This window comes from Caulobacter sp. Root487D2Y (genome assembly GCF_001427165.1).
GTDB lineage: Bacteria > Pseudomonadota > Alphaproteobacteria > Caulobacterales > Caulobacteraceae > Caulobacter.
Genome location: NZ_LMFD01000010.1, coordinates 1,277,067 through 1,300,185 on the forward strand (window position 1 = coordinate 1,277,067; position 23,119 = coordinate 1,300,185).

General features: G+C 69.0%; 29 protein-coding genes. 15 read left to right on the top strand and 14 right to left on the bottom strand.

All coding sequences use genetic code 11. From position 1 onward, the window contains the following. Positions 1 to 82: 82 nt before the first annotated feature. Positions 83 to 631: a gamma-glutamylcyclotransferase gene (locus ASD38_RS15790; RefSeq protein WP_056461256.1), complete on the bottom strand. Its 549-nt coding sequence runs from the start codon at positions 629 to 631 to the stop codon at positions 83 to 85. Between the two features lie 29 nt (positions 632 to 660). Here ASD38_RS15790 and ASD38_RS15795 point away from each other — a divergent pair, with 29 nt between their 5' ends. Then, the gene (locus ASD38_RS15795; RefSeq protein ID WP_056461259.1) at positions 661 to 1,671 is read left to right on the top strand and encodes a DUF2125 domain-containing protein; all 1,011 of its coding nucleotides are present in this window, start codon (positions 661 to 663) and stop codon (positions 1,669 to 1,671) included. Positions 1,672 to 1,680: 9 nt separating this feature from the next. On the opposite strand, the gene ASD38_RS15800 is transcribed toward ASD38_RS15795, so the two are convergent. Continuing rightward, positions 1,681 to 2,001 (bottom strand): HigA family addiction module antitoxin, encoded by a 321-nt coding sequence (locus ASD38_RS15800; RefSeq protein ID WP_056461262.1) that lies wholly within the window; start codon positions 1,999 to 2,001, stop codon positions 1,681 to 1,683. Between the two features lie 55 nt (positions 2,002 to 2,056). After that, complete coding sequence (locus ASD38_RS15805; RefSeq protein ID WP_056461265.1) at positions 2,057 to 2,344, bottom strand: type II toxin-antitoxin system RelE/ParE family toxin; 288 nt, start codon at positions 2,342 to 2,344, stop codon at positions 2,057 to 2,059. Between the two features lie 249 nt (positions 2,345 to 2,593). On the opposite strand from ASD38_RS15805, the gene ASD38_RS15810 reads away from it, so the two are divergent. The 6 genes from ASD38_RS15810 (at position 2,594) to ASD38_RS15835 (ending at position 7,813) form a co-directional block, all read left to right on the top strand. Next, the gene (locus tag ASD38_RS15810; protein ID WP_056461267.1) at positions 2,594 to 3,394 is read left to right on the top strand and encodes a chorismate mutase; all 801 of its coding nucleotides are present in this window, start codon (positions 2,594 to 2,596) and stop codon (positions 3,392 to 3,394) included. Between the two features lie 44 nt (positions 3,395 to 3,438). Further along, positions 3,439 to 4,560, top strand: coding sequence for a histidinol-phosphate transaminase (gene hisC, locus ASD38_RS15815; protein ID WP_056461270.1), 1,122 nt, complete (start codon positions 3,439 to 3,441; stop codon positions 4,558 to 4,560). Beyond that, complete coding sequence (locus tag ASD38_RS15820; protein ID WP_056445449.1) at positions 4,557 to 5,495, top strand: prephenate/arogenate dehydrogenase family protein; 939 nt, start codon at positions 4,557 to 4,559, stop codon at positions 5,493 to 5,495. The genes hisC and ASD38_RS15820 overlap by 4 nt, the downstream gene beginning before the upstream one ends. A gap of 3 nt (positions 5,496 to 5,498) precedes the next feature. Continuing rightward, positions 5,499 to 5,888, top strand: coding sequence for an ExbD/TolR family protein (locus ASD38_RS15825; RefSeq protein ID WP_056461273.1), 390 nt, complete (start codon positions 5,499 to 5,501; stop codon positions 5,886 to 5,888). Between the two features lie 82 nt (positions 5,889 to 5,970). Next, positions 5,971 to 6,264, top strand: a complete 294-nt coding sequence (locus ASD38_RS15830) for an EF-hand domain-containing protein (protein WP_056461276.1) — start codon at positions 5,971 to 5,973, stop codon at positions 6,262 to 6,264. A gap of 331 nt (positions 6,265 to 6,595) precedes the next feature. Then, positions 6,596 to 7,813, top strand: a complete 1,218-nt coding sequence (locus ASD38_RS15835; protein WP_056461279.1) for an RtcB family protein — start codon at positions 6,596 to 6,598, stop codon at positions 7,811 to 7,813. 46 nt (positions 7,814 to 7,859) lie between these two features. Here ASD38_RS15835 and ASD38_RS15840 read toward each other — a convergent pair whose 3' ends face one another. From ASD38_RS15840 to ASD38_RS15850, 3 genes are all read right to left on the bottom strand, one after another. After that, positions 7,860 to 8,351 (bottom strand): RcnB family protein, encoded by a 492-nt coding sequence (locus tag ASD38_RS15840; RefSeq protein WP_056461282.1) that lies wholly within the window; start codon positions 8,349 to 8,351, stop codon positions 7,860 to 7,862. A gap of 32 nt (positions 8,352 to 8,383) precedes the next feature. Beyond that, the gene (locus ASD38_RS15845; RefSeq protein ID WP_056445457.1) at positions 8,384 to 8,692 is read right to left on the bottom strand and encodes a hypothetical protein; all 309 of its coding nucleotides are present in this window, start codon (positions 8,690 to 8,692) and stop codon (positions 8,384 to 8,386) included. Between the two features lie 78 nt (positions 8,693 to 8,770). Then, positions 8,771 to 9,097 (bottom strand): copper-binding protein, encoded by a 327-nt coding sequence (locus ASD38_RS15850; RefSeq protein WP_235523850.1) that lies wholly within the window; start codon positions 9,095 to 9,097, stop codon positions 8,771 to 8,773. A 335-nt stretch (positions 9,098 to 9,432) separates the two neighbouring features. Here ASD38_RS15850 and mdoH point away from each other — a divergent pair, with 335 nt between their 5' ends. Next, complete coding sequence (mdoH, locus tag ASD38_RS15855; RefSeq protein WP_056461507.1) at positions 9,433 to 11,439, top strand: glucans biosynthesis glucosyltransferase MdoH; 2,007 nt, start codon at positions 9,433 to 9,435, stop codon at positions 11,437 to 11,439. A gap of 101 nt (positions 11,440 to 11,540) precedes the next feature. Next, entirely contained in the window at positions 11,541 to 12,458 is a 918-nt protein-coding gene (locus tag ASD38_RS15860) for a hypothetical protein (protein ID WP_056445461.1), read from the top strand. On the opposite strand, the gene ASD38_RS15865 is transcribed toward ASD38_RS15860, so the two are convergent. After that, positions 12,455 to 12,790 carry a barstar family protein gene (locus tag ASD38_RS15865; RefSeq protein ID WP_200946010.1) on the bottom strand — a complete coding sequence of 112 codons (336 nt, stop codon included), beginning with the start codon at positions 12,788 to 12,790 and terminating at the stop codon, positions 12,455 to 12,457. The two genes, ASD38_RS15860 and ASD38_RS15865, sit on opposite strands and share 4 nt — an antisense overlap. Further along, positions 12,790 to 14,166 carry an MATE family efflux transporter gene (locus ASD38_RS15870; RefSeq protein ID WP_056461290.1) on the bottom strand — a complete coding sequence of 459 codons (1,377 nt, stop codon included), beginning with the start codon at positions 14,164 to 14,166 and terminating at the stop codon, positions 12,790 to 12,792. Before ASD38_RS15870 ends, ASD38_RS15865 begins: the two co-directional genes overlap by 1 nt. A gap of 134 nt (positions 14,167 to 14,300) precedes the next feature. On the opposite strand from ASD38_RS15870, the gene ASD38_RS15875 reads away from it, so the two are divergent. After that, on the top strand, positions 14,301 to 15,323 hold the full coding sequence (locus tag ASD38_RS15875; protein ID WP_056461293.1) for an SDR family oxidoreductase: 1,023 nt from the start codon (positions 14,301 to 14,303) through the stop codon (positions 15,321 to 15,323). A gap of 275 nt (positions 15,324 to 15,598) precedes the next feature. Continuing rightward, positions 15,599 to 16,432, top strand: a complete 834-nt coding sequence (locus tag ASD38_RS15880) for a flagellin (RefSeq protein WP_056461296.1) — start codon at positions 15,599 to 15,601, stop codon at positions 16,430 to 16,432. Between the two features lie 155 nt (positions 16,433 to 16,587). Here the strand turns inward: ASD38_RS15880 and ASD38_RS15885 are convergent, their stop codons facing one another. Then, positions 16,588 to 17,100 (bottom strand): PepSY domain-containing protein, encoded by a 513-nt coding sequence (locus ASD38_RS15885; protein WP_156390718.1) that lies wholly within the window; start codon positions 17,098 to 17,100, stop codon positions 16,588 to 16,590. Between the two features lie 142 nt (positions 17,101 to 17,242). Between ASD38_RS15885 and ASD38_RS15890 the strand changes: the two genes are divergently transcribed. Next, on the top strand, positions 17,243 to 17,638 hold the full coding sequence (locus ASD38_RS15890) for a VOC family protein (RefSeq protein WP_056461299.1): 396 nt from the start codon (positions 17,243 to 17,245) through the stop codon (positions 17,636 to 17,638). Between the two features lie 17 nt (positions 17,639 to 17,655). After that, positions 17,656 to 18,699 carry a ThuA domain-containing protein gene (locus tag ASD38_RS15895; RefSeq protein WP_056461508.1) on the top strand — a complete coding sequence of 348 codons (1,044 nt, stop codon included), beginning with the start codon at positions 17,656 to 17,658 and terminating at the stop codon, positions 18,697 to 18,699. A 144-nt stretch (positions 18,700 to 18,843) separates the two neighbouring features. On the opposite strand, the gene ASD38_RS15900 is transcribed toward ASD38_RS15895, so the two are convergent. Continuing rightward, positions 18,844 to 19,431, bottom strand: coding sequence for a DUF2239 family protein (locus ASD38_RS15900; protein WP_056461302.1), 588 nt, complete (start codon positions 19,429 to 19,431; stop codon positions 18,844 to 18,846). An 8-nt stretch (positions 19,432 to 19,439) separates the two neighbouring features. Then, positions 19,440 to 19,787, bottom strand: coding sequence for a GIY-YIG nuclease family protein (locus ASD38_RS15905; protein ID WP_056461305.1), 348 nt, complete (start codon positions 19,785 to 19,787; stop codon positions 19,440 to 19,442). 127 nt (positions 19,788 to 19,914) lie between these two features. Here ASD38_RS15905 and ASD38_RS15910 point away from each other — a divergent pair, with 127 nt between their 5' ends. Next, positions 19,915 to 20,235 (top strand): hypothetical protein, encoded by a 321-nt coding sequence (locus ASD38_RS15910; protein ID WP_056461308.1) that lies wholly within the window; start codon positions 19,915 to 19,917, stop codon positions 20,233 to 20,235. 23 nt (positions 20,236 to 20,258) lie between these two features. Here the strand turns inward: ASD38_RS15910 and ASD38_RS15915 are convergent, their stop codons facing one another. Together ASD38_RS15915 and ASD38_RS15920 are read right to left on the bottom strand one after the other, a co-directional pair. Then, positions 20,259 to 20,705, bottom strand: a complete 447-nt coding sequence (locus tag ASD38_RS15915) for an NUDIX domain-containing protein (protein ID WP_056461310.1) — start codon at positions 20,703 to 20,705, stop codon at positions 20,259 to 20,261. 4 nt (positions 20,706 to 20,709) lie between these two features. After that, positions 20,710 to 21,741 carry a hypothetical protein gene (locus ASD38_RS15920; RefSeq protein ID WP_056461312.1) on the bottom strand — a complete coding sequence of 344 codons (1,032 nt, stop codon included), beginning with the start codon at positions 21,739 to 21,741 and terminating at the stop codon, positions 20,710 to 20,712. A gap of 374 nt (positions 21,742 to 22,115) precedes the next feature. Here ASD38_RS15920 and ASD38_RS15925 point away from each other — a divergent pair, with 374 nt between their 5' ends. After that, a complete protein-coding gene (locus tag ASD38_RS15925) occupies positions 22,116 to 22,607 on the top strand; it encodes a 3D domain-containing protein (RefSeq protein ID WP_056461315.1) in 492 nt (163 codons plus the stop codon). A 54-nt stretch (positions 22,608 to 22,661) separates the two neighbouring features. Here the strand turns inward: ASD38_RS15925 and ASD38_RS15930 are convergent, their stop codons facing one another. Further along, complete coding sequence (locus ASD38_RS15930; protein ID WP_056461318.1) at positions 22,662 to 22,928, bottom strand: hypothetical protein; 267 nt, start codon at positions 22,926 to 22,928, stop codon at positions 22,662 to 22,664. Positions 22,929 to 23,119: the final 191 nt, after the last annotated feature.

The following is a 23,119-nucleotide window of genomic DNA, read 5'->3' on the forward strand; positions in this document are numbered from 1 at the left end:
CACGCCGTGGCAGTAGAAAACCTCATCCTGAGCCTGTCGAAGGACGAGGTTTTTCGCTTCCGAAGCCGAATGTCGATCAGCCCTAGGCCGTCCCCTCCCGCGCCTCGACCATCTTCAGCAGCGACTCCATGGCGTGGTCACGCACCCCGTCCTCGCGCAGGTGCATCACCAGGTCGCGCAGATAGTCGACGTTGCGGCCCGACAGCCCCGTCGCCCCGGCGATCAGCTCGGCCTGCTGCTCGAGGGTCAGCGCCCCCGCCCACTGGCCGTGCTTCATGTCCGACAGGAAGACCAGCGACTTCGCCTTGCCGTTTCCGTCGATCTTCAGGTCGGACCAGGCCTCGAAATAGGTCTCGGTCGGCTGCTCGCGTTCGCGCAGATAGGCGTAGACCTCGGCCCATTCCGCGCCGGCCACCCGGTAGGCCACGCCGCGCACCGCCCCGCCCGGCGCCAGGCCCAGAACCAGTCCCGGCCGCTCGTAAGTGCCCCGGTGATGGACCGAATAGATGCAGAAGGCCCGGCGGCGCCCATGGAGCAGAGCCGTTCTTCGCTCTATGAACGGGAACCCGGGCCGCCACATCAGCGATCCATATCCGAACACCCAGCGGTCTTCGCTGTCTTCAACGCTCATCACTGTTCCCGACCGGAGCCGCCCATTCCATGACCCATAACGCCGCCGCCCCGTCCCGCAAGCCCCGGCGTCGCGGTCTGCTGGCGCCTTTCGTTCTGCTGGCCATCGTCGCCATCGGATGGAGCATCGGCTGGCTGTGGCTGCGCGGCCAGGCCGAGCAGCGGATGGACGCCACCGCCCTGTCGCTGAAATCGCGCGGCTACGACCTGTCCTGGGAGAACCGGACCTTCAGCGGCTACCCGTTCCGACTGGACGTGACCCTGACCAACGCCCGGGTCGCCGAACCGTCGGGCTGGGCCCTGCGGGCGCCGGAACTGAACGGCGAGGCCAACGCCTACGACGTCGGCCACTGGGTGATCGTCGCGCCCCAAGGCGTGGTCATGACCCGTCCGATCAACGGCGACGTGGCCATCACCGGCCAGGCCCTGCGCGCCAGCTTCACGGGCTTCAACCGATACCCGCCGCGCATCTCGGTCGAGGGCGCGAACCTGGTCTTCACCCCGATGGCCGGCGCCGCGCCGTTCCCGCTGCTGTCGACGGCGGGCCTGCAGCTGCACGTCCGCCCCGGCCCCGACGATCAGGGCGCGATCTTCTTCGAAGCGAAGGGCGCCAAGGCCCGCTTCACCGGACTGATGGGCCGCATCGCCGCGGACCGCACGGCCGACCTGATCTGGGATTCCAAGGTCAGCAAGATCAGCGCCCTGCACGGGACCAGCTGGGCCGACGCGGTCGACGACTGGTCCGACGCCGGCGGAACCCTGACCGTGCAGCAGGGCAAGCTGAACGCCGGCGAGGCGCTGCTGGACGCCAAGTCGGGCGCCCTGACCGTGGATGACGACGGCCGCCTGCGCGGCGCGCTGGACGTCACGATCCGCGAGATCCCCACGCCCGGCCAGGCGCTGAAGAGCCCGGAAGCCGCCGCCGCGGCCGTGGCCCAGGCCCTGGGCCAAGACCCGACCCTGTCGGCCACCCTGACCTTCCAGAACGGCCGCACCCGGCTGGGCCTATTCGACACGGGACCGGCGCCGCGAGTGTACTAGCCTTCGGTTTCAGGCGGCGGCGTCGATCGGCTCGATCGTCGCGATGTCATCCGCCAACGCCCGCTTGGCCGTCTCCAGATCGTAGCGGGTCTGGAGATTGAGCCAGAACTGCGCGGTGGCGCCGAACAGCTTTTCCAGGCGCAGAGCCGTATCGACCGTCACCGGCGTTTGGCCGCGCACCAGCTTCTCGATGCGCGGACGGGCGATGTGCAGACGCGTGGCGGTCTTTCCGGGGGAAAGACCGAACGGCCTGATGAACTCCTCCAGCAGAATCTCGCCCGGATGGACCGGAGCGAGCGGACCTGCGGAGTCTACGATGTTTGCCGCCATCGTGCTCTCCTCCCTTCGAGCACAGAATGCGCTCGATCAGGCGCCCCGTGGGGGCTCAATGATAGTCAACGAACTCCACGTCGGCTGGACCAGCCTCCGCCCACCTGAACACAAGCCGAAACTGGTCGTTCACGCGGATCGAGTGTTGTCCCGCTCGATCGCCCGAAAGCGCCTCCAGCCGGTTGCCCGGCGGAATGCGGAGATCGTCGAGAACGGTCGCCGCTTGCAGCATTTCCAGCTTCCTCTTCGCCGGACGCAACAGGTCGGAAGGAAAACCCTTGCCGGGATTGATCCCGTCAAAGATCGCCTTCGCCCGTACGTCCCTGAAGCTCTGGATCGCCATTCACGTCGTCCATCCCCACGAGAACGTATCTCGACGCGACACAAAAATCAATCGAACCGTATCGTGACGCGACACACTCTAGCGTCAAGGCCGATGGATGGCGGTACGGGCGCGTTGAAAATGACACGGACCGCACGCCGACTGTGCGTGAGCAACGTTCTCCGAGCGCAAGTTTATTCCCAGGAACGCGCCCTATTGCGCCTCCGGCGGCAAAGTCTATGGTCCGGCCTCCAATTTCGGGGATAAATCATGGGTAGCGACGCAGGCGACGCGACGCCTTCGCTGGACGAGGTCCGATGGCGTATCGACGCCATCGACGGTGAGCTTCTGACCCTGCTGGACGAGCGGGCCGGCCTGGCGCGCGCGGTGGCGGCGGCCAAGCAGGCGGCCGGCGACACCGGCTTTGGCCTGCGGCCCGGCCGCGAGGCCATGATCATCCGCAAGCTACTGGCCGCCCCCCGCACCGCCGCCGGCGACGCCCTGGTCGTGCGCATCTGGCGCGAGCTGATGTCCGACAGCCTGGCGCGCCAGGGGCCCTATCACCTGACCGTCTGGGGCGGCCCCAACCCGGCCCGGGCCGTCGAGCTGACCCGCCTGCGGTTCGGCGTCGCGCCGCCGATGACCGTGGTCGCCGCCGACAAGGACGCCCTGGCCGCCGCCAAGACGCCGTGGGGCGTCGGCGTCCTGGCCCTGGCGCCGGACAACGCCTGGTGGGGCCGACTGCTGGCCGAGCCGCGACTGAGGATCTTCGCCGCCCTGCCCTGCCTGGAGCGCTGGGGCCCGCAGGTGGCCTTCGCCGTGGCCGAGGTCGAGGTCGAGCCGACCGGCGGCGACCAGACCTTCTGGGTCACCGACAGCCCCAAGGGCGCGGGCGCGATCATCGAGGCCCTGTCCACCGACGGCGTGGCGGCCGAACTGGTCGCCGAGGCCGGCGGGCTGAAGCTGTTCTCGCTGCTGGGCTTCTACCAGGCCGGCGACGAGCGCCTGGCCCGCGCGCCTGGTTCCCTTACGGGCGTCATCGGGGCTGCGCCCACGCCGTTCGACGTTTAAACAGGCGACGTGTAAGAAGACCGCCTTCGCCCGCCGAGTTTCAGATGACCGCTCCGACCACCGACCGCTTCGCCGCACCGCGCCCGACCCCCAAGCCGGGCATCCTCGACATCGCCGCCTATGTGGGCGGCAAGTCGAAGATCGAGGGCGTGGCCCATCCGGTGAAGCTGTCGAGCAACGAGAACATCCTGGGCAGCAGCGACGAGGCCAAGGCCGCCTATCGCGACGCGGTCGACCGCATGCACATGTATCCCGACGGCAAGGGCGCGGCCCTGCGCGCCGCCATCGCCGCCCACTACCGCCTGGAAGTCGAGCGCATCACCCTGGGCGACGGCTCGGACGAGATCTTCGCCCTGCTGAACCAGGTCTATCTGGAGCCCGGCGACAACATCGTCCAGGGCGAGCACGGCTTCGCCGCCTACGCCATCGGGGCCCGCGCCTGCCAGGGCGAGGTCCGCTTCGCCAAGGAGCCGGGCCAGCGGGTCGACGTCGACGAGATCGTCAAGTGCGTGGACGAGCGCACCCGCCTGGTGTTCATCGCCAATCCGGCCAACCCGACCGGCACCTGGCTGACCGGCGAGGAGATCCGCGCCCTGCACGCCGCCCTGCCGCCGTCGGTGGTGCTGGTGCTGGACGGCGCCTATTCGGAATTCTGCACCGACCCGCGCTTCGAGGACGGGCTGGACCTGGCCCGCGCGGCCGAGAACGTCATCGTCACCCGCACCTTCTCCAAGCTGCACGGCCTGGCCGCCCTGCGCGTGGGCTGGGCCTATGGGCCGACGGGGATCATCGAGCCGCTGGAGCGCATCCGCCCGCCGTTCAACACCTCGATCCCGGCCCAGGACGCGGCCATCGCCGCCCTGGCCGACACCGAGTTCCAGCGGCGCTCGGTCGCCCTGGTCGAGCAATGGCGCGCCTGGCTGACCCAGCAGATCGGCGGCCTGGGCCTGGAGGTCACGCCGTCGGCCGCCAACTTCGTGCTGATCAACTTCCCGGCCAAACCCGGCAAGACCGCCCTGGAGGCCGAGGCCTTCCTGGCGTCCAAGGGCTATCTGGTCCGCGCCGTGGCCAACTACAATCTGCCCGACGCCATTCGGATCACCATTGGTCTTGAAGAGCACAACCGCGCGGTTGTGGAATTGCTGCGCGAGTTCGTGACCCGATGAGCCATCCCGGCGTTCTCTACCCGAAGATGACCGTGATCGGCTGCGGCCTGATCGGCGGCTCGATCATCCGCGCGGCCCGCGAGCACGGCGTGGTCGGCCAGGTCACCGTGGCCGACGCCAGCGAGGCGCATCGCGCCCGCGTGACCGAGCTGGGCCTGGCCGAGCACGTCACCGGCGACATCGCCGAGGCGGTCAAGGACGCCGACCTGGTGGTCATCGCCACCCCGGTGCTGTCCACGCCGGAAGTGGCCGCCGCCCTGGCCCCGCACATGAAGCCCGGCGCCACCCTGACCGACGTCGGCTCGACCAAGGCCAATGTGGTCGAGGCGTTCAAGGCCGTGGACCTGTCCCACGTCTTCGTCATCCCCGGCCACCCGATCGCCGGCACCGAGCAGTCGGGTCCGGACGCAGGCTTCGCCGAGTTGTTCGAGAACCGCTGGACCATCCTGACCCCGGCCGAGAAGGACGACGAGGCCTACGCCGCCGCCGTCGCCAAGCTGTCGGCGTTCTGGCGCGCCTTCGGCGCCCAGGTCGAGCTGATGGACGACAAGCACCACGACCTGGTGCTGGCCGTCGTCAGCCACCTGCCCCACCTGATCGCCTACACGATCGTCGGCAGCGCCGCCGACCTGGAGAACGTCACCGAGAGCGAGGTGATCAAGTTCTCGGCCTCGGGCTTCCGCGACTTCACCCGCATCGCCGCCAGCGACCCGACCATGTGGCGCGACATCTTCGTGGCCAACAAGGACGCGGTGCTGGAGATGCTGGGCCGGTTCACCGAGGACCTGCAGGCCATGAGCCGCGCCATCCGCTGGGGCGACGCCGACACCCTGCACGCCCACTTCACCCGCACCCGGGCCATCCGCCGCGGCATCGTCGCCGCCGGCCAGGAAAGCGCCGAGCCGAACTTCGGCCGCGATCGCGGCAAGCACTAGGGCGTGGGCTGGAAGCGCATCCTGGGCCTGGGCCTGACCTCGGTCGCCCTGGCCCTGGTCGTCTGGGGCCTGGTCTTCCTTCCGATGGCGACCGTGTCGATCAAGATCGACCTGCCGCCGGCCGCGGCGCCGCGCGTCGAGGCCAAGCCGGCGCCGATCAATGTCGAGCTGCTCGCCGACGGCTCGATCCGCGTCGACGGCGCGAAGTCCGACCTGGACAGCCTGACCCGCGACATCGCCGCCAAGGCCTCGTCGCCCCCCGAGACGCAGCGGATCATGATCCGCGCTGACCAGAGCGTTACCTACGGGGCGTACTCCGAGGTTCTGAAACGCGTGAACGAGGCGGGCTGGACCAAGGTCGGCCTTATCAACGCCGAGGGCGTCGACCGATGAGCGGCCACGGCTGATCGCCGCAATACAGCCGCAACATCCCGCGCTGATGGTCGCCCAAGGGACAAGCCTCGAAGGACACCTCATGCGCCGCAAGCTCGCCGCTCTCGCCCTGACCACGCTCACCGCCCTGGTCGCCGGCTCGGCCCTGGCCCAGATGCCGTCACCCGAGAAGATCCATAAGGCCTGGGACAAGAACGCCGACGGCGGGATCGACAAGGCCGAATGGGTCGCCGCCGGCCGCAAGGAAAAGCGCTTCGCCCCGGTCGACGCCGACAGCGACGGCAAGGTCACCTTGGACGAACTGAAGACCGCCATGGCCAAGCGGAAGGCCCAGAGCCAGGGCGGCGCGGCACAGACGCCGCCGGCCGACCACTAGGCGCCGCGAAGCGTGGCTTTACGGCCACGCTTCCGACAACCTTGAACTTTGCCTCTTCCCAGGTTTGGGCGAACGCTGTAATCGCCCGCCTCCCGAAGGATGAGGACCATGGCGCACAAAGCCCCGACCTACCTGCCCACGTTCAATATGCTCGACCGCCAGGTCGAGGGTACGAGCGCGCGCGCGTCGGAGGGGATCACGGTCTAGGGTTCGTCAGAACTCGGGATGTTCGTAGGAGCCCCTCCTGGCCTGGCCGGAGGGGTTTCTTCGTTTTGTGCGGGAAGCGCTTCGACCAAGTCGCCAGGAGGGGCGGTTTGAAAAGGAGAAGCCCATGAGCGGCTTCACACATATCGAAAGCGACGGGGCGCCGATCAAGGCGTGGACGCGGGGCGTGCCCATCGAGGACTCGGCCCTCAAGCAGCTGCGCAACGTCGCCGCCCTGCCCTTCATCCACAAGCACGTGGCGGTCATGCCCGACGTGCACTGGGGAATGGGCGCGACGGTCGGTTCGGTCATCCCCACCGTGGGGGCGATCATCCCGGCCGCCGTGGGGGTCGACATCGGTTGCGGAATGATGGCGGTGCGCACCTCGATCCGCGCCGAGCACCTGCCCGACAACCTGTTCGGCATCCGCTCGGAGATCGAGGCGGCGGTGCCGCACGGTCGGACCGACAACGGCGGGCGCAACGACAAGGGCGCCTGGCAGGTCGAGCCGCCGGCGGTCGCGGCCGAGAAGTGGGCGGGTCTGAAGGCCGGCTACGACGACGTCGTGGCCCGGCATCCGAAGGCGGCCCACCCGCGCGGCTTCGGCCACCTGGGGACGCTGGGGACCGGAAACCACTTCGTCGAGCTCTGCCTCGACGAGGCGGGCGACGTCTGGGTGATGCTGCACTCGGGCTCGCGGGGGGTCGGAAACCGGTTCGGGACCTACTTCATCGAGCGGGCCAAGTCCGAGATGCGGCGCTGGTACATCAACCTGCCTGATCAGGACCTGGCCTACTTCGCCGAAGGCAGCGAGGGTTTCATCGACTACGTCCGGGCGGTGTCCTGGGCGCAGAAGTACGCCCGGGCCAACCGTGAGGTGATGATGGAGCAGGTGCTGGACGTGCTCCGGCGCACCTTCCCCGACCTCGTGACCACGCAGGAAGCGGTGAACTGCCACCACAACTACGTGTCGCGGGAAAAGCACTTCGGCAAGGACGTGTACCTGACCCGCAAGGGGGCGGTCTCGGCCAAGGACGGAGAGCTGGGGATCATCCCGGGCTCGATGGGCGCCAAGTCGTTCATCGTGCGCGGCCGGGGAAACCCGGACTCGTTCTGCACGTGCTCGCACGGGGCCGGACGGGCGATGAGCCGGACCGAAGCCAAGCGGCGGTTCACCCTCGCCGACCACGCGGCCGCCACCGCCGGCGTCGAGTGCCGCAAGGACGCCGACGTGATCGACGAAACGCCGATGGCCTACAAGGACATCGACGCCGTGATGGCCGCCCAGAGCGACCTGGTGGACATCGTCCACACGCTGCGTCAGGTGGTGTGCGTTAAAGGATAGCGGGACGCCGTCCGGTCGAAAGACCGGGCGGCGTTTCGCGTTGGGACTATTGGAACAGCTGGTAGATCACCGCGGCGATGACGCCGGTGGCGATGGCCGTCAGCACCACGTCGTTGTTGACTCGGACGTACTGGTAGCCGTGCGGCGGGGCGCCCAAGCCGTAGTGGCGATAGTCGACCACATAGGCCCGGCTCCGATAGCTGGCTGGAAGCGTGTCGCCGCGATGCCACTGGCGGGCGTGATAGCCGTGCGGCGGGTGGTAGCGGCCGGGAGCCTTGTAGTGCTTGGTGGCGTGGCGCTCGTAGCTGTAGTGGTCGCCGGGTCCCTCGTGACGGCCGTTGTCGTGACGCCCCTGGTCCTTGGGACGCTGATTGTCGCGACCCGGATTGTCGTGGCCTTGATTGCCCGGGCCTTGATTGCCTGGGCCTTGATTGCCTGGGCCTTGATTGCCGTGGCTCTGCGGTTGAGGCTGCGCGCCGGCGACGCCGGCCGAAGCCACGATGGACAAGGCCGCCGCGGCGGTCAGGAACGTCTTCATGGGTCTGGTCTTCCTTCAAAAGGTCGCCGACCTCAGGTGATCCGCTTGGCGCTGGGTGGGTCGCTGGCCGGAAAGCTTTCTTCCAGGCTCTCGTCGATCAGCGCTTCCTGGCGGTCCTCGGCCGCCTCGACGTGCTCGGCCAGCTGGTCGTGCTTTTCGCCCTCGGGGGGAGGCTCGACGGCCCGACTGGTCGGGGTTTCCTCGTTCTGGAAGGCTTCCTTGACCTCGGTCTCGGAGATCCGGTCCTCAGGATGGCCAGGCTGGCCCAGATCCTGGGCCTGGGAATAGTCGCCCAGCACGCCGGGGCGCGAGCCGTCTTGCGGCGCGATGTTGTCAGCCATTGGAGATGTCCTTGGGTTGGACCCTATCAACGGCCACGCCCGACATCATGTTCCATGCACGGCTCAGCTAGGTCCCGCCTAGCGGGCCTTAAGCTCGGTAAGCTCCCAGGCGTCGCCGACCTTGTGGAACTTGAAGGCCACGCGCGCGCCGGGGGCGATCGGCGCCTCGGCCAGGATGTCGCCATAGGCCTGGAACGCGGTGCGGCCGGGAGTCAGCTGGGCCGCGCTCGCGCCCTCGTGATCGAGCGTTACCGCTTGGCCTTCAATGACCGCGATCACGCCGATCGAATCGTATTCCGGCCCCGCCGGAAGGGCCGCCGGCGCCGCCGCCGGAGCCTCGGACGCGGTTTTCGCCGGCTTGCCCGGACCGCAGGCAGCGAGCGCCGAAACCAGGATAATCGGCAATATTGTCTTTATTTTCATTGCTTTAACGGAATTCACGAGTCAGCGGATCGATCCGAACCCGTCACTCATACAAGGTTTTTTGCCGCAGGTGCGAAAAGGGCGGCGATTGTGGTAGCGATTTTGTGATCGAAGTTTTACTCTAGGACTTGCCGGCGGCTCTCCACGCCGGTCGTCGAGAAGCACCAGACCGTCCAGCAGAGCGCGCCGATCCTAGCGGACATGATCCCTAGCGACCATGGCGCGTCCCGCGAAGCCGGTCTTGCGCCTCTCGAAAGCTTCGAGGAGAGGCCCGGCCTCGGACGACCCGAGCCGGACAGCCCGAGACGATGGACCTGATGAGCGAACGCGGCGCTTTCTTCGATCTGACCTCCTCGCGGAGCGTCGCCTACGACACGGTGATCTCCACGAGCGATCGGGTCGAGATTCCCGTCGACGCGCCCCTGGCCATGCCGGTCCAGCCGCTCGCCTTCTGGCAGGGCGAGGCCAAGCCCGCGGCCACCGCCAAGGAAAATCTGGCCCTGCGCCGCTGGGGCGTATTCGTCGCCACCGCGATCATGGCCTTCGCCGGCTGGAAGGCCACCTACGACACCATCGCCCTGGGCGGCGTGACGCGCCTGGAGGCCGTCTGCCTGACCCTGCTGGCCCCGCTGTTCCTGGCCCTGGCCCTGTGGTTCTGCACCGCCGTGGTCGGCTTCGTGGTGCTGCTGGGCAAGCCCAAGGATCCGCTCGGCATCGACGACGGCGCGTCCTCGCCCATGCCCAAGCCCAAGGCCCGCACGGCGATCCTGATGCCCGTGCACAACGAGGACGCCGCCGAGGTGTTCGCCCGCCTGCGCGCCATGGACGCCTCGATCGCCGAGACCGGCAACAGCCGCGCCTTCGACATCTTCATCCTCAGCGACACCCGCGACGCCGCCGTGGCCCTGGCCGAGCAGGCCTGCTTCGCCCGCTTCCGCCGCGAGGCCAACAGCCACGTGTTCTATCGCAAGCGCACCCAGAACACGGGCCGCAAGGCCGGCAACGTCGCCGACTGGGTGGCCCGCTGGGGCGGCGACTACGAGCACATGCTCATCCTGGACGCCGACAGCCTGATGACCGGCGAGGCCATGGTCCGCCTGGCCGACGCCATGGAGCGTCACCCGCGCGTGGGTCTGATCCAGACCATGCCGATGATCATCAACGGCCAGACGATCTTCGCCCGCACCCTGCAGTTCGCCACGCGCCTCTACGGCCGCGTCGCCTGGACGGGCCTGGCCTGGTGGTCGGGTTCGGAAAGCAGCTTCTGGGGCCACAACGCCATCGTGCGCACCCGCGCCTTCGCCGAGACCTGCGGCCTGCCCAGCCTGGACGGCCCCAAGCCGTTCGGCGGCGAGGTGATGAGCCACGACGCCCTGGAAAGCGCCCTGCTGCGCCGCGGCGGCTGGGGCGTGCACCTGGCCCCCTATCTGAGCGGTTCGTACGAAGAGAGCCCCTCCAACCTGCTGGACTTCGCCACCCGCGACCGCCGCTGGTGCCGGGGCAACGTGCAGCACATCCCGCTGATCGGCCTGCCCGGCCTGCACTGGATGAGCCGCCTGCACCTGGTGATCGGCGTGCTCAGCTACGTGCTCTCGCCCCTGTGGTTCGTGGCCCTGTCGGCCGGGGTCATCTCGCGCATGCTGATGCCCGAACTGAAGAAGGCCGCCTTCACCATGGCCGACCTGCAGGCCGCGGCCCACGCCCTGATCGACTGGCGCGAGATCCAGGCCACCGCCTGGGCGATGATCATCACCTTCGTGCTGCTGTTCGGCCCGAAGATCCTGGGCTCGATCCTGGTCTTCTCGCGCGCCAACGAAATCAAGGGCTTCGGCGGCCGTCGCCGGATCGTGGCCGGCCTGGCGGTCGAGATGCTGCTCTCGGCCCTGGTCGCCCCGATGCTGATGTTCACCCAGACCCGCGCCCTGGTCGAGATCCTGGCCGGCAAGGTCGGCGGCTGGGCCACCCAGCGTCGCGACGCCGACAAGGTGACCGGCAAGGAGGCCTTCGCCGCCATGGGCTGGATCAGCGTCACCGGCCTGGTCCTGGCCGTGTGCTTCTGGTTCACGCCCGACCTGCTGACCGCCACCCTGCCGATCCTGGCCGGCCTGATCCTGGCCGTGCCGCTGACCATGCTGGGCGCGCACAAGGTCGCCGGCCTGGGCGTCAAGTCGAACGGCCTGTTCATGACCCCGGAAGAGCGCCGCCCGCCGGCCATCGTCCGCGCGGCCCTGGGCCCGACCTGCGAACCGCCCGCCCGCTGGTTCAGCCGTCAACCGGCCCCGGCCCTGGTCGCCGAACAGCCGGCGGAACGGAACGCGGCCTGAACGCTTAGGCGTTCAGAAGCCCCATAGCGTCTGGCCCCCTGGCCCCCTGGCCCGGGCCGGAGTAGAAGCGCGCTTCGTTCAATCCTAACGGAGCGTCCGCCGTGTCGCGCCTCTTCAGCGCCTATGTGATCGTCGACTGGAGCGCGGCGGCCAAGCCGACCACGGGGGCGGACTCCGTGTGGATCGGCGTGATGAAGCGCGACGTGCGCTTCCGGCTGACCTTCGAGAGCTTCAACCCGGCCACCCGCCAGGAGGCCGAGGCCAAGCTGACGGCGATCCTGGACGACCTGAAGAAGCGCAACGAGCGGGCCCTGGTCGGTTTCGACTTCCCGCTGGGCTTTCCGCGCGGCTTCTCGCAGGCCCTGGCGCTGAAGGGCGACCATCCCTGGCGCGCGGTCTGGGACCAGCTGGCCAAGATGGTCAAGGACAAGGCGGACAACACCAACAACCGCTTCGGCGTCGGCTCCGAGCTGAACCGGCGGCTGACCGGCGGTCCGTTCCCGTTCTGGGGCGTGCCGCCCAAGGACACCCTGACGACCCTGCAGCCCAAGAAGACCCGCGAACACGGACCGGACGACCTGCCGGAGTTCCGCCATGCGGACCTGGCGGCCCAGCCTACAAAGGGGGGGGGCGCGGCGTCGATCTGGAAGCTCTATTACAACGGCTCGGTCGGCGGTCAGGCGATCGTCGGCATTCCCGCCGCGCGCCGGCTGAGGGACGCCCGCGGCGACGCCGCCCGGGTCTGGCCGTTCGAGACCGGCTTCAAGACCCTGACCGAGGCCGACCTCGAAGGCGTGCAGGTGGTGATCGCCGAGGTCTATCCCTCGCTGGTCAAGGCCACCCCGGCCGCCGGCGAGGTCAAGGACGCCGCCCAGGTGCGCGCCCTGGCCGAACACTTCGCCAAGCTGGACGAGGCCGGCAAGCTGGCCGCCCTGTTCGGGCCGAGCAAGGACGCGCCGGCCGACCTGGTGGTCGATGCGGAGACGCAAGAGGGCTGGATCCTGGGAGCTGGGATCTAGACGAACGCCAGGGCCAGCACTGGAGGCAGCCCGTCGATGACGCGGCCTTGGTTCACGGCGGCGACGCACTCGACCAAGGCCTCGTATTCTTGCGGGCAGCGGCGACGGAAGTCCTCGACGCCGTGGATCGCTAGAACCATCAAGGCCCCGACCTCAACCGTAACGCTGACCATGCCTGCAGCCGGATCATCGACCGTATGCATGCAGTCGATCCAGGCGTCCAGATTGCGCCCGTAGAACTGGGGAAATCCCAGAGCGGCCTGAAACACGATATGGAAGCTGTTCCGGTCGACGATCTCATGGACCGGGATATCGACGATCGTGGCCTTCATCACCGCTCTCTCACATCCAGCATCCGGTACCGTCCCAGCAAGAACGCCGCGGCGATGAAGCTGGTGACGATCACCGACCAGACGATGCCGTCGACGCCCAGCTTCATCGGCAGGGCCAGCCACCAGGCCAGGGGCCCCATGATCAGGACGTAGCTGATCATGTGGGTGCCGGCGGGCACCCAGACGTCGCCGCGCGCCCGCAGGGCCTGGGCGCAGACCACCTGCACGGCGTCGGGAACCAGGAACAGGCCGGTCAGGGCCAGGGCCGGGGCGATCAGGGCCAGGGCGGCCGGGTCGCTGGTGTAGGCCCCGCCCACCAGGTGGCGCAGCGGATAAAGCAGCACCGCCACCACCAGGGCGAAAATGGCGGTGACCGCGAAGGCGATCCAGCCCGCGCGGCTCATGCCCGCCGGGTCGCGGGCGCCATGGGCCCGTCCCACCTGCACGGCCGTGGCCGTCGACAGGCCCAGCGGGACCATGAAGATCACCGCCGCCACGTTCAGCACCACAGCCCAGGCCGCCACGTTCAGCCCGCCCAGCCAGCCGGCCACCAGGCTCATGCCGGCGAAGGCCGAGACCTCGAACAGGTTCGACGTCCCCGCCCCGTAGCCGACCCGGCGCTGCTCCTTGGCGGCGGCGAGGTCGCGGGCGGGCTTGTCGAACACGCCCATGGCCCGGGCGTCCTTCAGGCGCACGATCGCCGCCGCCAGCATCAGGGCGAAGACGCCGCGGGCCACGAAGGTCGCCCAGGCCGCCCCCACCGCGCCCAGGGCGGGCAGGCCGAACGCTCCCGGCACCAGCAGCAGGTTGACGGCCAGGTTCACCAGGTTGGCGACCCACATGTTGACGGTGACCAGGCCCGGCCGCCCCAGGCCCTCGAGCCAGAAGCTCAGGGCCACGCTGACGGCGTAGGGCGTCATCGACAGCGAGAAGACGACCAGCGGCGCCGTCGCGCCGTCGGCCAGGGCCTTTTCGATTCCGACATGATGCAGCAGCGGCGGGGCGGCCAGGACCAGCAGGACCGAACCCGCCAGGCCCAGCCAGAAGGCGTAGACAACGCCTCGGCGCAGCACGGCCCCGACCTCGTGGAGCCGCCCCGCCCCCATGGCCCGCGAGCCCATCACCTGGGTCCCGACCAGCAGGCCCACCGTCACGGTCACGAACACCGAGGTCGGGGCCCAGGCCATGGCGTGGAACCCCAGCTGTCGGGCCGAATAGTGACCCACGACGATGGCGTCGGTCAGGCCCATGACCATGATGCCCAGGCGCGACAGCACCACCGGCCCGGCCAGGCGCAGCAGTTCGATCAGATCGGAGACAATGACGCCGTGCGGCTTCCCGGAGCGGGGAGCCGGCGCGGCCGCGGAACGCGACATCGGATAGGCCTTTCAAAGAGGCCGGGAAGGTGACCGAAGCTCACGCCTTGGGCAACCCCCGGTTCCTGCGGTGGCGCTTGGAACATAGGGACGGGCCACCGGTTTCGCCGTCTCCAGCTTCAGGGAGCCAGCCAATGTCCCCAAACAACTCCGACGTCGAAACCCCGCAATTCGAACCCGCCGCCGACCGCGCGTCGCGGGCCGAACGCGACATCCAGGCCCCGCTGGACGCCAAGGAGGAACGCTCCTTCAAGTCCAGGGACGAGGAAAAGGAAAGGCCCGCCATGCAGGCCGGCGCCCGTCCCTACCCCGCCCCGCCCTTCCCCGAGCAGCACCAGGTCAAGCCGGGCGTCGAGGCCAGGCTCGACCCGGCCCCGATGTACGACGCGCCGTTCTACAAGGGCTCGGGCAAGCTGGAGGGCAAGGTCGCCCTGATCACCGGGGCCGACAGCGGCATCGGCCGGGCCGTGGCCGTGCTGTTCGCGCGCGAAGGCGCCGACATCGCCATCGCCTATCTCGACGAGAACGAGGACGCGAACCTGACCCGCATGGCGGTCGAGCAGGAAGGCCGGCGCGCCATCCTGCTGCCCGGCGACGTCGCCGACCCGGCCTATGCCAAGGCCGCCGTCGAGCAGACGGTCAAGGAACTGGGCAAGCTGGACATCCTGGTCAACAACGCCGCCTTCCAGGAGCACGTTCTGGACTTCGAGGACCTGACGGTCGAGCACTTCGACCGCACGCTGAAGACCAACCTCTACGGCTACTTCCACATGGCCCAGGCGGCGGTGAAGGTGATCCCGCCCGGCGGGGCGATCATCAACACCGGCTCGGTCACCGGCCTGCTGGGCAACAAGGACCTGCTGGACTACTCGATGACCAAGGGCGGCATCCACGCCTTCACACGGTCGCTGGCCACCCACCTGATCGACAAGGGCATCCGGGTCAACGCCGTGGCCCCGGGGCCGGTCTGGACCCCGCTGAACCCGGCCGACAAGCTGGGGCCCCAGGTCGCCCAGTTCGGCGGCAAGACCCCGATGAAGCGCCCTGCCCAGCCGGAAGAGATCGCTCCGGCCTACGTGTTCCTGGCCTCGCCCCAGACGTCCAGCTACATCACCGGCGAGGTGCTGCCGATCATCGGCGGGTACAACGGGGGGTGAGGCTGAACCTAACGCATAGGCCCTCCCCCTGTGGGGGAGGTGATCGCGAAGCGATCGGTGGGGGGAGCGATCCAGCGGTTCCGCCGCTTGGCCATCACTTCATCGCTCCCCTCCCCGTCGGCTTCGCCGACACCCCTCCCACGGGGAGGGGACCTGCTCGACCGGGCCCCCTTAACCTCGACTGCTAATGAACGGCTAAGTCTGCCCGTCTACATTGCCCTCCAGGCGCAAAACGCGCCCTCGGCCTCGCGGCCGAACCTGGAACCGGTCTGTCGATGTCGCTCAACAGCATCAACACCAATGTCGGGGCGATGATCGCCCTGCAGTCGCTGAACGCGATCAACCGCGACCTGTCCGACACCCTGCGCCACATCTCGACCGGCCTGGCGATCTCCAGCCCCAAGGACAACGCCGCCGTCTGGGCCATCGCCCAGACCCAGCGCTCCGAATCCCGTTCCCTGGACGCCGTGCGCGCCTCGCTGCAGCGCGGCCAGTCGATCACCGACGTGGCCCTGGCGGCCGGCGAGACGGTGACCGACCTGCTGGGCCAGATGAGGGAGAAGATGCTGGCGGCCTCGGACACCAGCCTGTCCACCGCCAGCCGCAAGGCCCTGAACGACGACTATCTGAACCTGAAACGCCAGATCGACCGCACCGTGGGCGCCGCCGACTTCAACGGCGTCAACCTGATCTCGTCCGGCTCGACGGGCCAGATCCGCGCCCTGGCCAACGCCGACGCCAGCGACACCATCGACGTCGACCACGTGGACCTGTCGACCACCGGCGCGGCGCTTTCCGGAATGCGCGCCGACCTGCTGGGCGCGCCGATCAGCGCCGCCGAGATCAAGGCCATGGGCGGGGCGATCGAGAACGTCACCTCGGCTCTGTCGAACCTGGGCACGCGGTCGTTCGCCCTCGAAACCCACATGAGCTTCATCGACAAGCTGCAGGATACGCTGGACGCCTCGGTCGGCCGGCTGGTCGACGCCGACATGGCCAAGGAGGCCACCAAGCTCCAGGCCCTGCAGATCAAGCAGCAGCTGGCGATCAAGTCGCTGAGCATCGCCAATTCCGGGCCCAGCTATCTGCTGAAGCTGTTCGGGGGCTGAAGCGCTGCGGCCGATTGACCTTCAAGCGCCGTGCGTGGTCCTCGTCCTTCGACAGGCTCAGGATGAGGACCAATGTATGGGCCTCCGCGGTAGAAACCTCATCCTGAGCTTGTCGAAGGACGGGGTTTCTCCCCCAGGCTGAATGTCGATCAGCTCTAGTGCGGCCAGGCCTCGGTCAGGACCTTGGCCTTGCCGCCTTTCCAGCTGACCTCCAGGGCCGGCGCCTTGGGCTGGCCCTCGGCGAACAGCTCATAGATCACCTGGCCATCGTCCTCGGTGCTTTCGATCACCCGCACGGGCGCGATCCTGGGGACCGCCTTGACGGCGGCGTCGCGCACCGGCTGAGGCGTGGCGGTCCAGGCGATGTCGCGCTGGGTCTCGACGATCTTCCAGGTCCCGCCGGTCTGCAGCAGGTCGAACTCGATCTCGGCGCCGTCCGGCAGCACGCCCTCGACGTCGTAGTAGCGGCGGTCCTCGCGTTCCTTGAACTCGGCCCCCTTGATCTTCAGGCCGGGCGCGGCGGCGGTGACCACGGCGACCACCGCCGGCGGCAGATCGGCGGCGGCGACGGGGGTGATCCTGGTCTCGGGAACCTGGGCCGCCGCGGCGCCGGCCGTCAGGGTCAGGATCAGCGCGAGGGCCGAGGCATGGGTCGGGCGCGGCAACATGGGCGTCCTCCAGGGTGGCGGTTGTCGTGGCGATCCGCCCAGTATGCACCAATCCCGCGCCGAGCGATGTGAGACCATAGGTGGCCGACGGCTGACCCGCCGCATCGGCGTGCTAAGCAGGGGCGTCACCGAGTGAGTCCCCATGGCCCAGCACCTCGCCCTCCTGTCCCTGCTCGTCCGCGACTATGACGAGGCCCTGGCCTTCTATGTCGGCAAGCTCGGCTTTTCGCTGGTCGAGGACAGCGAGTTGGGCGGCGGCAAGCGTTGGGTCGTGGTCGCGCCGGGCGCGGCCGGCACGCGCCTGCTGCTGGCCAAGGCCGGCGACGACCAGCAGAAGGCGATGATCGGCGGCCAGGGCGGCGGCCGGGTCTGGCTGTTCCTGCACACCGACGCCTTCGAGGCCGATCACGCTCGCCTGAGCGCCGCCGGCGTGAAGTTCCTCGAGGCGCCCCGGCACGAGGCCTATGGCAGCGTGGCCGTGTTCGAAGACCTCTACGGCAATCGCTGGGATCTGCTGCAACCCAAGATCAAGGCCTGATCCCAATGAACTACCCCATGCGTCGCGTCCTCGCCCTGCTCCTGGTCGCGCTCGCGGCCTTGACCGCTCTCCCCGCCGTCGCCAAGCCCGACGCGCCGCTGCGGGTGCTCTATCTGGATCAGTCGGTCGGCTGGAAGCACGCCCCGGTCGCCCGGCCCGAGGGCGGCGGCCTGGCCCCGTCCGAAACCGCGATAATCGCCATTGGCCAGCAGAGCGGCGCCTTCACCGCCGAGGTCACCCAGGACGCCCGCGAGATCACGCCGGAGCGCCTGGAGACCATCGACGTCCTGGTGTTCTACACCACCGGCGCCCTGCCCCTTTCGCCCGAGGCCTGGAGCGTGGTCCAGCAGCGGGTGGCGGCCGGAAAGCTGGGCTTCGTCGGCGTCCACAGCGCCACCGACACCGGCTGGCCTTATGACGGCGCGGGCGAGACCTACACCCAGTTCATCAACGGCCATTTCGCCGGTCACCCCTGGACCCAGGGCACGCCGATCCGGATCGAGACCCTGGACCCCAGCCTGCCGCTGGTCGGCATGTGGCCCGTCAGCCTCGACTACGCCGAGGAAATCTACCAGCACAGCGACTTCGACCCGGCCCGCGTGCGGGTGCTGCAGACCCTGGACTTCGCCGGCACGCCGCTGAAGCGGCCCTATGCCGTGCCGATCGCCTGGGCCCGACAGATCGGCCAGGGACGGCTGTTCTTCACCAATCTGGGCCACACGCCCTCGACCTGGGACGATCCCCGCTTCCGCCGGCAGATCGTCGAGGCGGTGAAGTGGACGGCCATCCGCACGCGGGGCCGCGCGACGCCGGATCCCCAGCGCCAGTTCCTGTGGCAGCTGAAGGCGCTGCTGGCCTACGAGCCCGTCGAAGGTCGCGACGACAAGGCGATCATCGGTCGGCTGTTGAAGATGGACCCCGCCTGGCAAACGGCGACGGCCCGGCGCATCGCCGACCTGCGGACAGTCTATCCGAAAAAGCCCGACAGCGACCGCGCCCCGTTCGACGCGGCGTACAAGGCGGTGCTGGCGGATGTGCTGGCGCGAGGCGGGGCGAAGTAAGCGCGTTATGGAAACCCTCTCCCAGCGGGAGAGGGAGGGACCCGGCCGCGAAGCGGGTAGGGTGAGGGGTTACACCCTCACCGACTTCACGCGAGCGCCCTGCCGGCACGCCGGCAACCTCGGAACCCCCTCACCCTCCCACCGCTACGCGGCGGGCCCCTCCCTCTCCCCACGGGAGAGGGTTTCCGCAAACGCCTCCGCCGCCAACCCTCGCAAATGATCAGCGATGTCGGCCGGCCACTCGGCCACGCGCGCCGCGAATCCCTCGGCCTCCCCCGCGAACAGCGCCCGGCTCATGTCTTCGAAGCCCGGGCGGTCGCCGGCCATGACCGAGGCGAAGCGATAGGCCGCGTCGCGGGCCGCGCGGCGACGGTCGGGGCCTTCGCTGTCGCGACGCGCGGCCTCGACCAGCTTGCGCAGGGCGACCGACGCCCCGCCCGGCTGGGCGGCCAGCCACTCCCAGTGGCGCGGCAGCAGGGTCACCTCGCGCGCCGTGACGCCCAGCTTGGGACGTCCCCGGCCGCGCGGGGCGGCGTCGCCCTCCCCCAGCCGAAGGGCGATGTCCCAGGGCCCGCCGCGCAGATCGAAATCCACCTGGCGGCCCTCGGGGTCGAAGATCAGCAGCGAGGCCTCCGGCGCCTCGGCCAGCCTCGCCTGGGCGGCCACCGCCACGTCCAGCTTGCCGCCGGCCGCTATCCGCCGCTCGCCTTCGAACACGACATAGGGCGCCATGGGGCCGCTCATCGCCGCAGCCCCTCGGCGTGCAGCGTCGAGCGCCAGTGCTCGCGGCGCTCGACCAGCAGCGAGGCCCGGCCCAGCCGTTCCAGCCCCTCGTCGTCGAGGATCTCCAGCACCTCGAAGCCGAAGGCCGCCTCGCCGTGGGCGTTCCAGGCCTGTTGCAGGCTCGGGCTGGCGTGGCCGCCGGTCCGCAGGGCGAACCAGACGCCGTTCTGCCGGGTCGACAGGTCGGGCGTGCCGCCGATCCAGACCTCGCCGGTCGTGGCGCAGCGGATCGCGTAGATCCCCGCCTGAACCTTGCGGTCCTTGTAGTCGCGCACCAGGGCGCGCCGGTTGTTCGTCGTTTCCATGAGCGGCTTTTTACCCGGGTATTTTGCGGAGTCAATATTACCCGGGTATATTTTGCTCCTCCTCCTGTGGGGGAGGACAGGTCTCGCCAAAGGCGCTAGAGACCCCGCTCCCACCCAGGAGGCCGCCATGGTCCGCAATCTCAAGGGCAAGCTGGTCACCCCGGCTGTCGATCCCGTGGCCCAGGCCGACATCGCCTGGTTCGAGGCGCACGAGGGCCGGACGTTCCGCCTGCGCGATCCCGCGCCGCTGGAGTTCAAGGACCCGCTGGGCGATCCCGGCGACGGTTTCAGCTGGCGCGTGCTGGTGGCCAGGCTGGCCGACGGCGGCCGGCTGAAGCTACCCGTGTCGCTGGCCTGGGACCTGCACAACGACCACGCCAAGGACGCGCACCTGCGGATGATCTTCGATCAGGTCGCGCCGGAAAAGGCCAAGGCGCTGCTGAAGTAGAACCGGACCACCGGCCCCGACCGCTATTCCCGCCGCAGCCACGCCGCCACGGCCCAGGCGTGGGCGTCGTGGCGCAGGGCCACCACCGCGTCGCGCGGGTCCAGCCACACCAGGGCGTGGTCGTCCTCGACCTTCAGCTCGGGCCGCTCGCCGGTGATCCGCACGACATAGATCCCGCCGTTGTTGCACACCGGCTGGCCGTCAGACTTCAGGAACGGTTGACTGACCTCGATCACCCGCGCGCCGACCTCGACGACCAGGCCGGTCTCCTCGCCGAACTCGCGGACGATGGCGACGTGCTCATCCTCGTCGCCGTCGACCGCCCCGCCCGGCAGGTCGAAATAGGGCGGGCGGCCGGGCTTGCGGACCTCGACCAGGGCGATCGTGCCGTTGGCCCCCTCGGCGATGCCGAAGGCGGCCCAGCGGTGCTTGTACTCCAGACCCGGCTCGGGCGCGTCGAACGCCTGCATGGGATCAGTCCTTGCCGTACAGGTCGTTCCACGGATCGGCCTTGCCGGCGACGACGTCGTCGACGGTGATCTCCGGGCGGTAGCCGATCTTGCCCGCGGCGCTGGCCTTCCAGGCGTCGACGACCATGTCGCGCAGCTGGGTCGCCCCGGCGGCCAGGCGCGCGTCGACGAAGGCCTTGGCGCGCGGATCGGTGGCCACCAGGCCGCCTTCCTTCTCCAGCTTGTACAGCGGTTCGACGAAGGTGACCGTGGTGCTGAGGTAGTCGACCGTCCGCGCCTCGATCGTGCACGCGCAGTCCTTGTAGGCCGGCACCAGCGCCTTGACGTCGGCGTCGGTCGCCACGGCCTTGACCAGCGGCCCCTCGAAGCTGCCGTGGGTGGCCTTGCTCTGGGTGTAGCCGTTCGGATTGGGGTAATCGCCCCAGCCGTTGTAGTGCACGGAGAGATGCAGCGGCTGGCTGGCGTCGCCGACATAGTGGGCCCAGACGCCCAGGTCGCGGACCAGCAGTTCCTCGCGCCGCTTCAGGTCGGCGACATAGTAGGCCTTCTTGGTCCTGTTCTTTTCGGTCTTCGACACCGCCTTCAGGATGCGCCAGTAGGTGAAGTCCTTCACCAGCTGCTGATAGCCGTCGATGATCGAATACGGCAGGTAGCCGGCGCTCCAGCCGTCATGGCCGACCCCGGCCAGCGACTTCTCGTAGTCGGCGCGGGTGGCCGGCAGGGTTTCCAGCGTGAATTTCGGCCCGCCGTACATCTTTCCCTCGTCATCGATGTCGAGGAAGTGGGCGGCGTCGCGGTCGGTGTCGTGGATCTTGCCCGAGCCCTTCCAGCGGTCGGGCTCGCGGGCGTATTCGCCGATCGCGGCCACCGCCTGGGGCGTGCGCAGGAAGGCCGGCAGGTCGCTGGGGAAGCTCTGGGCGGCGACCACCCCGACCATGCGGTGGCCCGAAGCGCCCCACGCGAAAGCCGAGCTCGCGGGCGCGGCCAGGGCGGCGGCCAGGGCCACACCGGTGAAAAGGCGAATAGACGGCTTCATGCGCGCTCCAACGAACTGACGGCTCCGACGGCCTTGCTCCACGGTCAGGCGATCACGGCGACTCACCAGGTCCGCCGGACCTGCCCAAGACGTGTGCATCGCCACAAAAGCCGTGGACGACTCCGGTTTATGCCACCCCGGCGACGACCGCCAGACCGCACGGCGCGCGCCCGGAAGCGGCAGCATGCAATCCCTTGCCAGCCTTGGGATACCGCCCGCCACGGAACCAAATGGCGCTTCAAACGATGGCGCCGAGCGCCGCCGTTAAGGATGCAGCGCGGCATCAGGTCGCCCGCAAGTGGGTTGTCACCGGCCCGTGATCTTAGTACTCAGGCCGCCGACCGACACTCTACGCCGATAAGAGGAACCCCTCGATGCGACGCACGTTTGCGGGATTTCTGGCCGTCGCGGCCATGTCCATCGCCCTCCCCGCCCTGGCCGCCGACTCGGACTCCAAGTCCGATCCGCTGGGCGATCTGATCACGGGCGCGCTGACGGGCACCATGCCCGGCTCGGTCGAATACAAGATGAAGGCCACGCTCTACCACGCCGGCGCCAAGGGCATCCGCGCCCTCGACAGCCTGGGCTGCAAGGTGGTGGCCATGCGCACCCTGGCGGTCGACAAGACCGTGATCCCGCGCCGCACCGTGGTGTTCATCAAGGAAACCGTCGGCCTGCCGATGCCGAACGGCGAAAAGCACGACGGCTATTGGTACGCCTCCGACGTCGGCGGCGCGATCAAGGGCCAGCGCCTGGACCTGTTCAGCGGCCAAGGCCGCTCGTCGATGACCCCCCTGATGCCCCTGAACCTCGCCACCCTCTCGGTGACCAAGGTCGGCGAATTCAAGGGCTGCCCGCCGGAATAGGCGCGCCGAGGCCGGGACACGCCAGGCCCCGATACAGCCTCGTTCAGCCACGGCTTAACCACGGCCTTTCGCCTTGCGCTCGGTCAGTTGGACTACCGCCCACTTGTCGATGGCGATCGCGATCGCCCGTCGCCGTTCCGGGCGGCTGACGCCGACCTCCCGGCCCGCCCTGATGCGATAGTCCTCCAGGGCGGCGAACCGCTTCCAGATCACGCGGAGCAGGTGGCCCAGACGCCCTGGCGTCCATTCGGGATCGGGCTGGATCGCGCCCGCCGCCAGCTTGAGAGCGCGGATACGAGCGCGGGTTCGGGATCGGGGCATGATGGCTTTCTCCTCGGATGCGGACGGGGACAGGCCCATGGGCCTGTCCCCAACCTCTGGACACGGCCAGGCCGCCTCACGCGGCGGGCCGCTGAAGTTCGGGGAGGGACGCGGAGCGCCGGGCCAGGCCCGGAAGCTTTGTGAAGAAATACCGTTTCGACCAGGACCGACGCTCCGCGCGATCGTTATCC

Coding starts and splice junctions, on each gene's coding strand:
- ASD38_RS15810 (WP_056461267.1), top strand. CDS start 2,594: ATGGGTAGCGACGCAGGCGACGCGACGCCTTCGCTGGACGAGGTCCGA.
- ASD38_RS15880 (WP_056461296.1), top strand. CDS start 15,599: ATGTCGCTCAACAGCATCAACACCAATGTCGGGGCGATGATCGCCCTG.
- hisC (WP_056461270.1), top strand. CDS start 3,439: ATGACCGCTCCGACCACCGACCGCTTCGCCGCACCGCGCCCGACCCCC.
- ASD38_RS15805 (WP_056461265.1), bottom strand. CDS start 2,344: ATGGCGATCCAGAGCTTCAGGGACGTACGGGCGAAGGCGATCTTTGAC.
- ASD38_RS15835 (WP_056461279.1), top strand. CDS start 6,596: ATGAGCGGCTTCACACATATCGAAAGCGACGGGGCGCCGATCAAGGCG.
- ASD38_RS15905 (WP_056461305.1), bottom strand. CDS start 19,787: ATGGAAACGACGAACAACCGGCGCGCCCTGGTGCGCGACTACAAGGAC.
- ASD38_RS15870 (WP_056461290.1), bottom strand. CDS start 14,166: ATGTCGCGTTCCGCGGCCGCGCCGGCTCCCCGCTCCGGGAAGCCGCAC.
- ASD38_RS15930 (WP_056461318.1), bottom strand. CDS start 22,928: ATGCCCCGATCCCGAACCCGCGCTCGTATCCGCGCTCTCAAGCTGGCG.
- ASD38_RS15920 (WP_056461312.1), bottom strand. CDS start 21,741: ATGAAGCCGTCTATTCGCCTTTTCACCGGTGTGGCCCTGGCCGCCGCC.
- ASD38_RS15890 (WP_056461299.1), top strand. CDS start 17,243: ATGGCCCAGCACCTCGCCCTCCTGTCCCTGCTCGTCCGCGACTATGAC.
- ASD38_RS15865 (WP_200946010.1), bottom strand. CDS start 12,790: ATGAAGGCCACGATCGTCGATATCCCGGTCCATGAGATCGTCGACCGG.
- ASD38_RS15910 (WP_056461308.1), top strand. CDS start 19,915: ATGGTCCGCAATCTCAAGGGCAAGCTGGTCACCCCGGCTGTCGATCCC.
- ASD38_RS15800 (WP_056461262.1), bottom strand. CDS start 2,001: ATGGCGGCAAACATCGTAGACTCCGCAGGTCCGCTCGCTCCGGTCCAT.
- ASD38_RS15820 (WP_056445449.1), top strand. CDS start 4,557: ATGAGCCATCCCGGCGTTCTCTACCCGAAGATGACCGTGATCGGCTGC.
- ASD38_RS15795 (WP_056461259.1), top strand. CDS start 661: ATGACCCATAACGCCGCCGCCCCGTCCCGCAAGCCCCGGCGTCGCGGT.
- ASD38_RS15885 (WP_156390718.1), bottom strand. CDS start 17,100: ATGTTGCCGCGCCCGACCCATGCCTCGGCCCTCGCGCTGATCCTGACC.
- ASD38_RS15875 (WP_056461293.1), top strand. CDS start 14,301: ATGTCCCCAAACAACTCCGACGTCGAAACCCCGCAATTCGAACCCGCC.
- ASD38_RS15915 (WP_056461310.1), bottom strand. CDS start 20,705: ATGCAGGCGTTCGACGCGCCCGAGCCGGGTCTGGAGTACAAGCACCGC.
- ASD38_RS15790 (WP_056461256.1), bottom strand. CDS start 631: ATGAGCGTTGAAGACAGCGAAGACCGCTGGGTGTTCGGATATGGATCG.
- mdoH (WP_056461507.1), top strand. CDS start 9,433: ATGAGCGAACGCGGCGCTTTCTTCGATCTGACCTCCTCGCGGAGCGTC.
- ASD38_RS15925 (WP_056461315.1), top strand. CDS start 22,116: ATGCGACGCACGTTTGCGGGATTTCTGGCCGTCGCGGCCATGTCCATC.
- ASD38_RS15840 (WP_056461282.1), bottom strand. CDS start 8,351: ATGAAGACGTTCCTGACCGCCGCGGCGGCCTTGTCCATCGTGGCTTCG.
- ASD38_RS15830 (WP_056461276.1), top strand. CDS start 5,971: ATGCGCCGCAAGCTCGCCGCTCTCGCCCTGACCACGCTCACCGCCCTG.
- ASD38_RS15845 (WP_056445457.1), bottom strand. CDS start 8,692: ATGGCTGACAACATCGCGCCGCAAGACGGCTCGCGCCCCGGCGTGCTG.
- ASD38_RS15895 (WP_056461508.1), top strand. CDS start 17,656: ATGCGTCGCGTCCTCGCCCTGCTCCTGGTCGCGCTCGCGGCCTTGACC.
- ASD38_RS15900 (WP_056461302.1), bottom strand. CDS start 19,431: ATGGCGCCCTATGTCGTGTTCGAAGGCGAGCGGCGGATAGCGGCCGGC.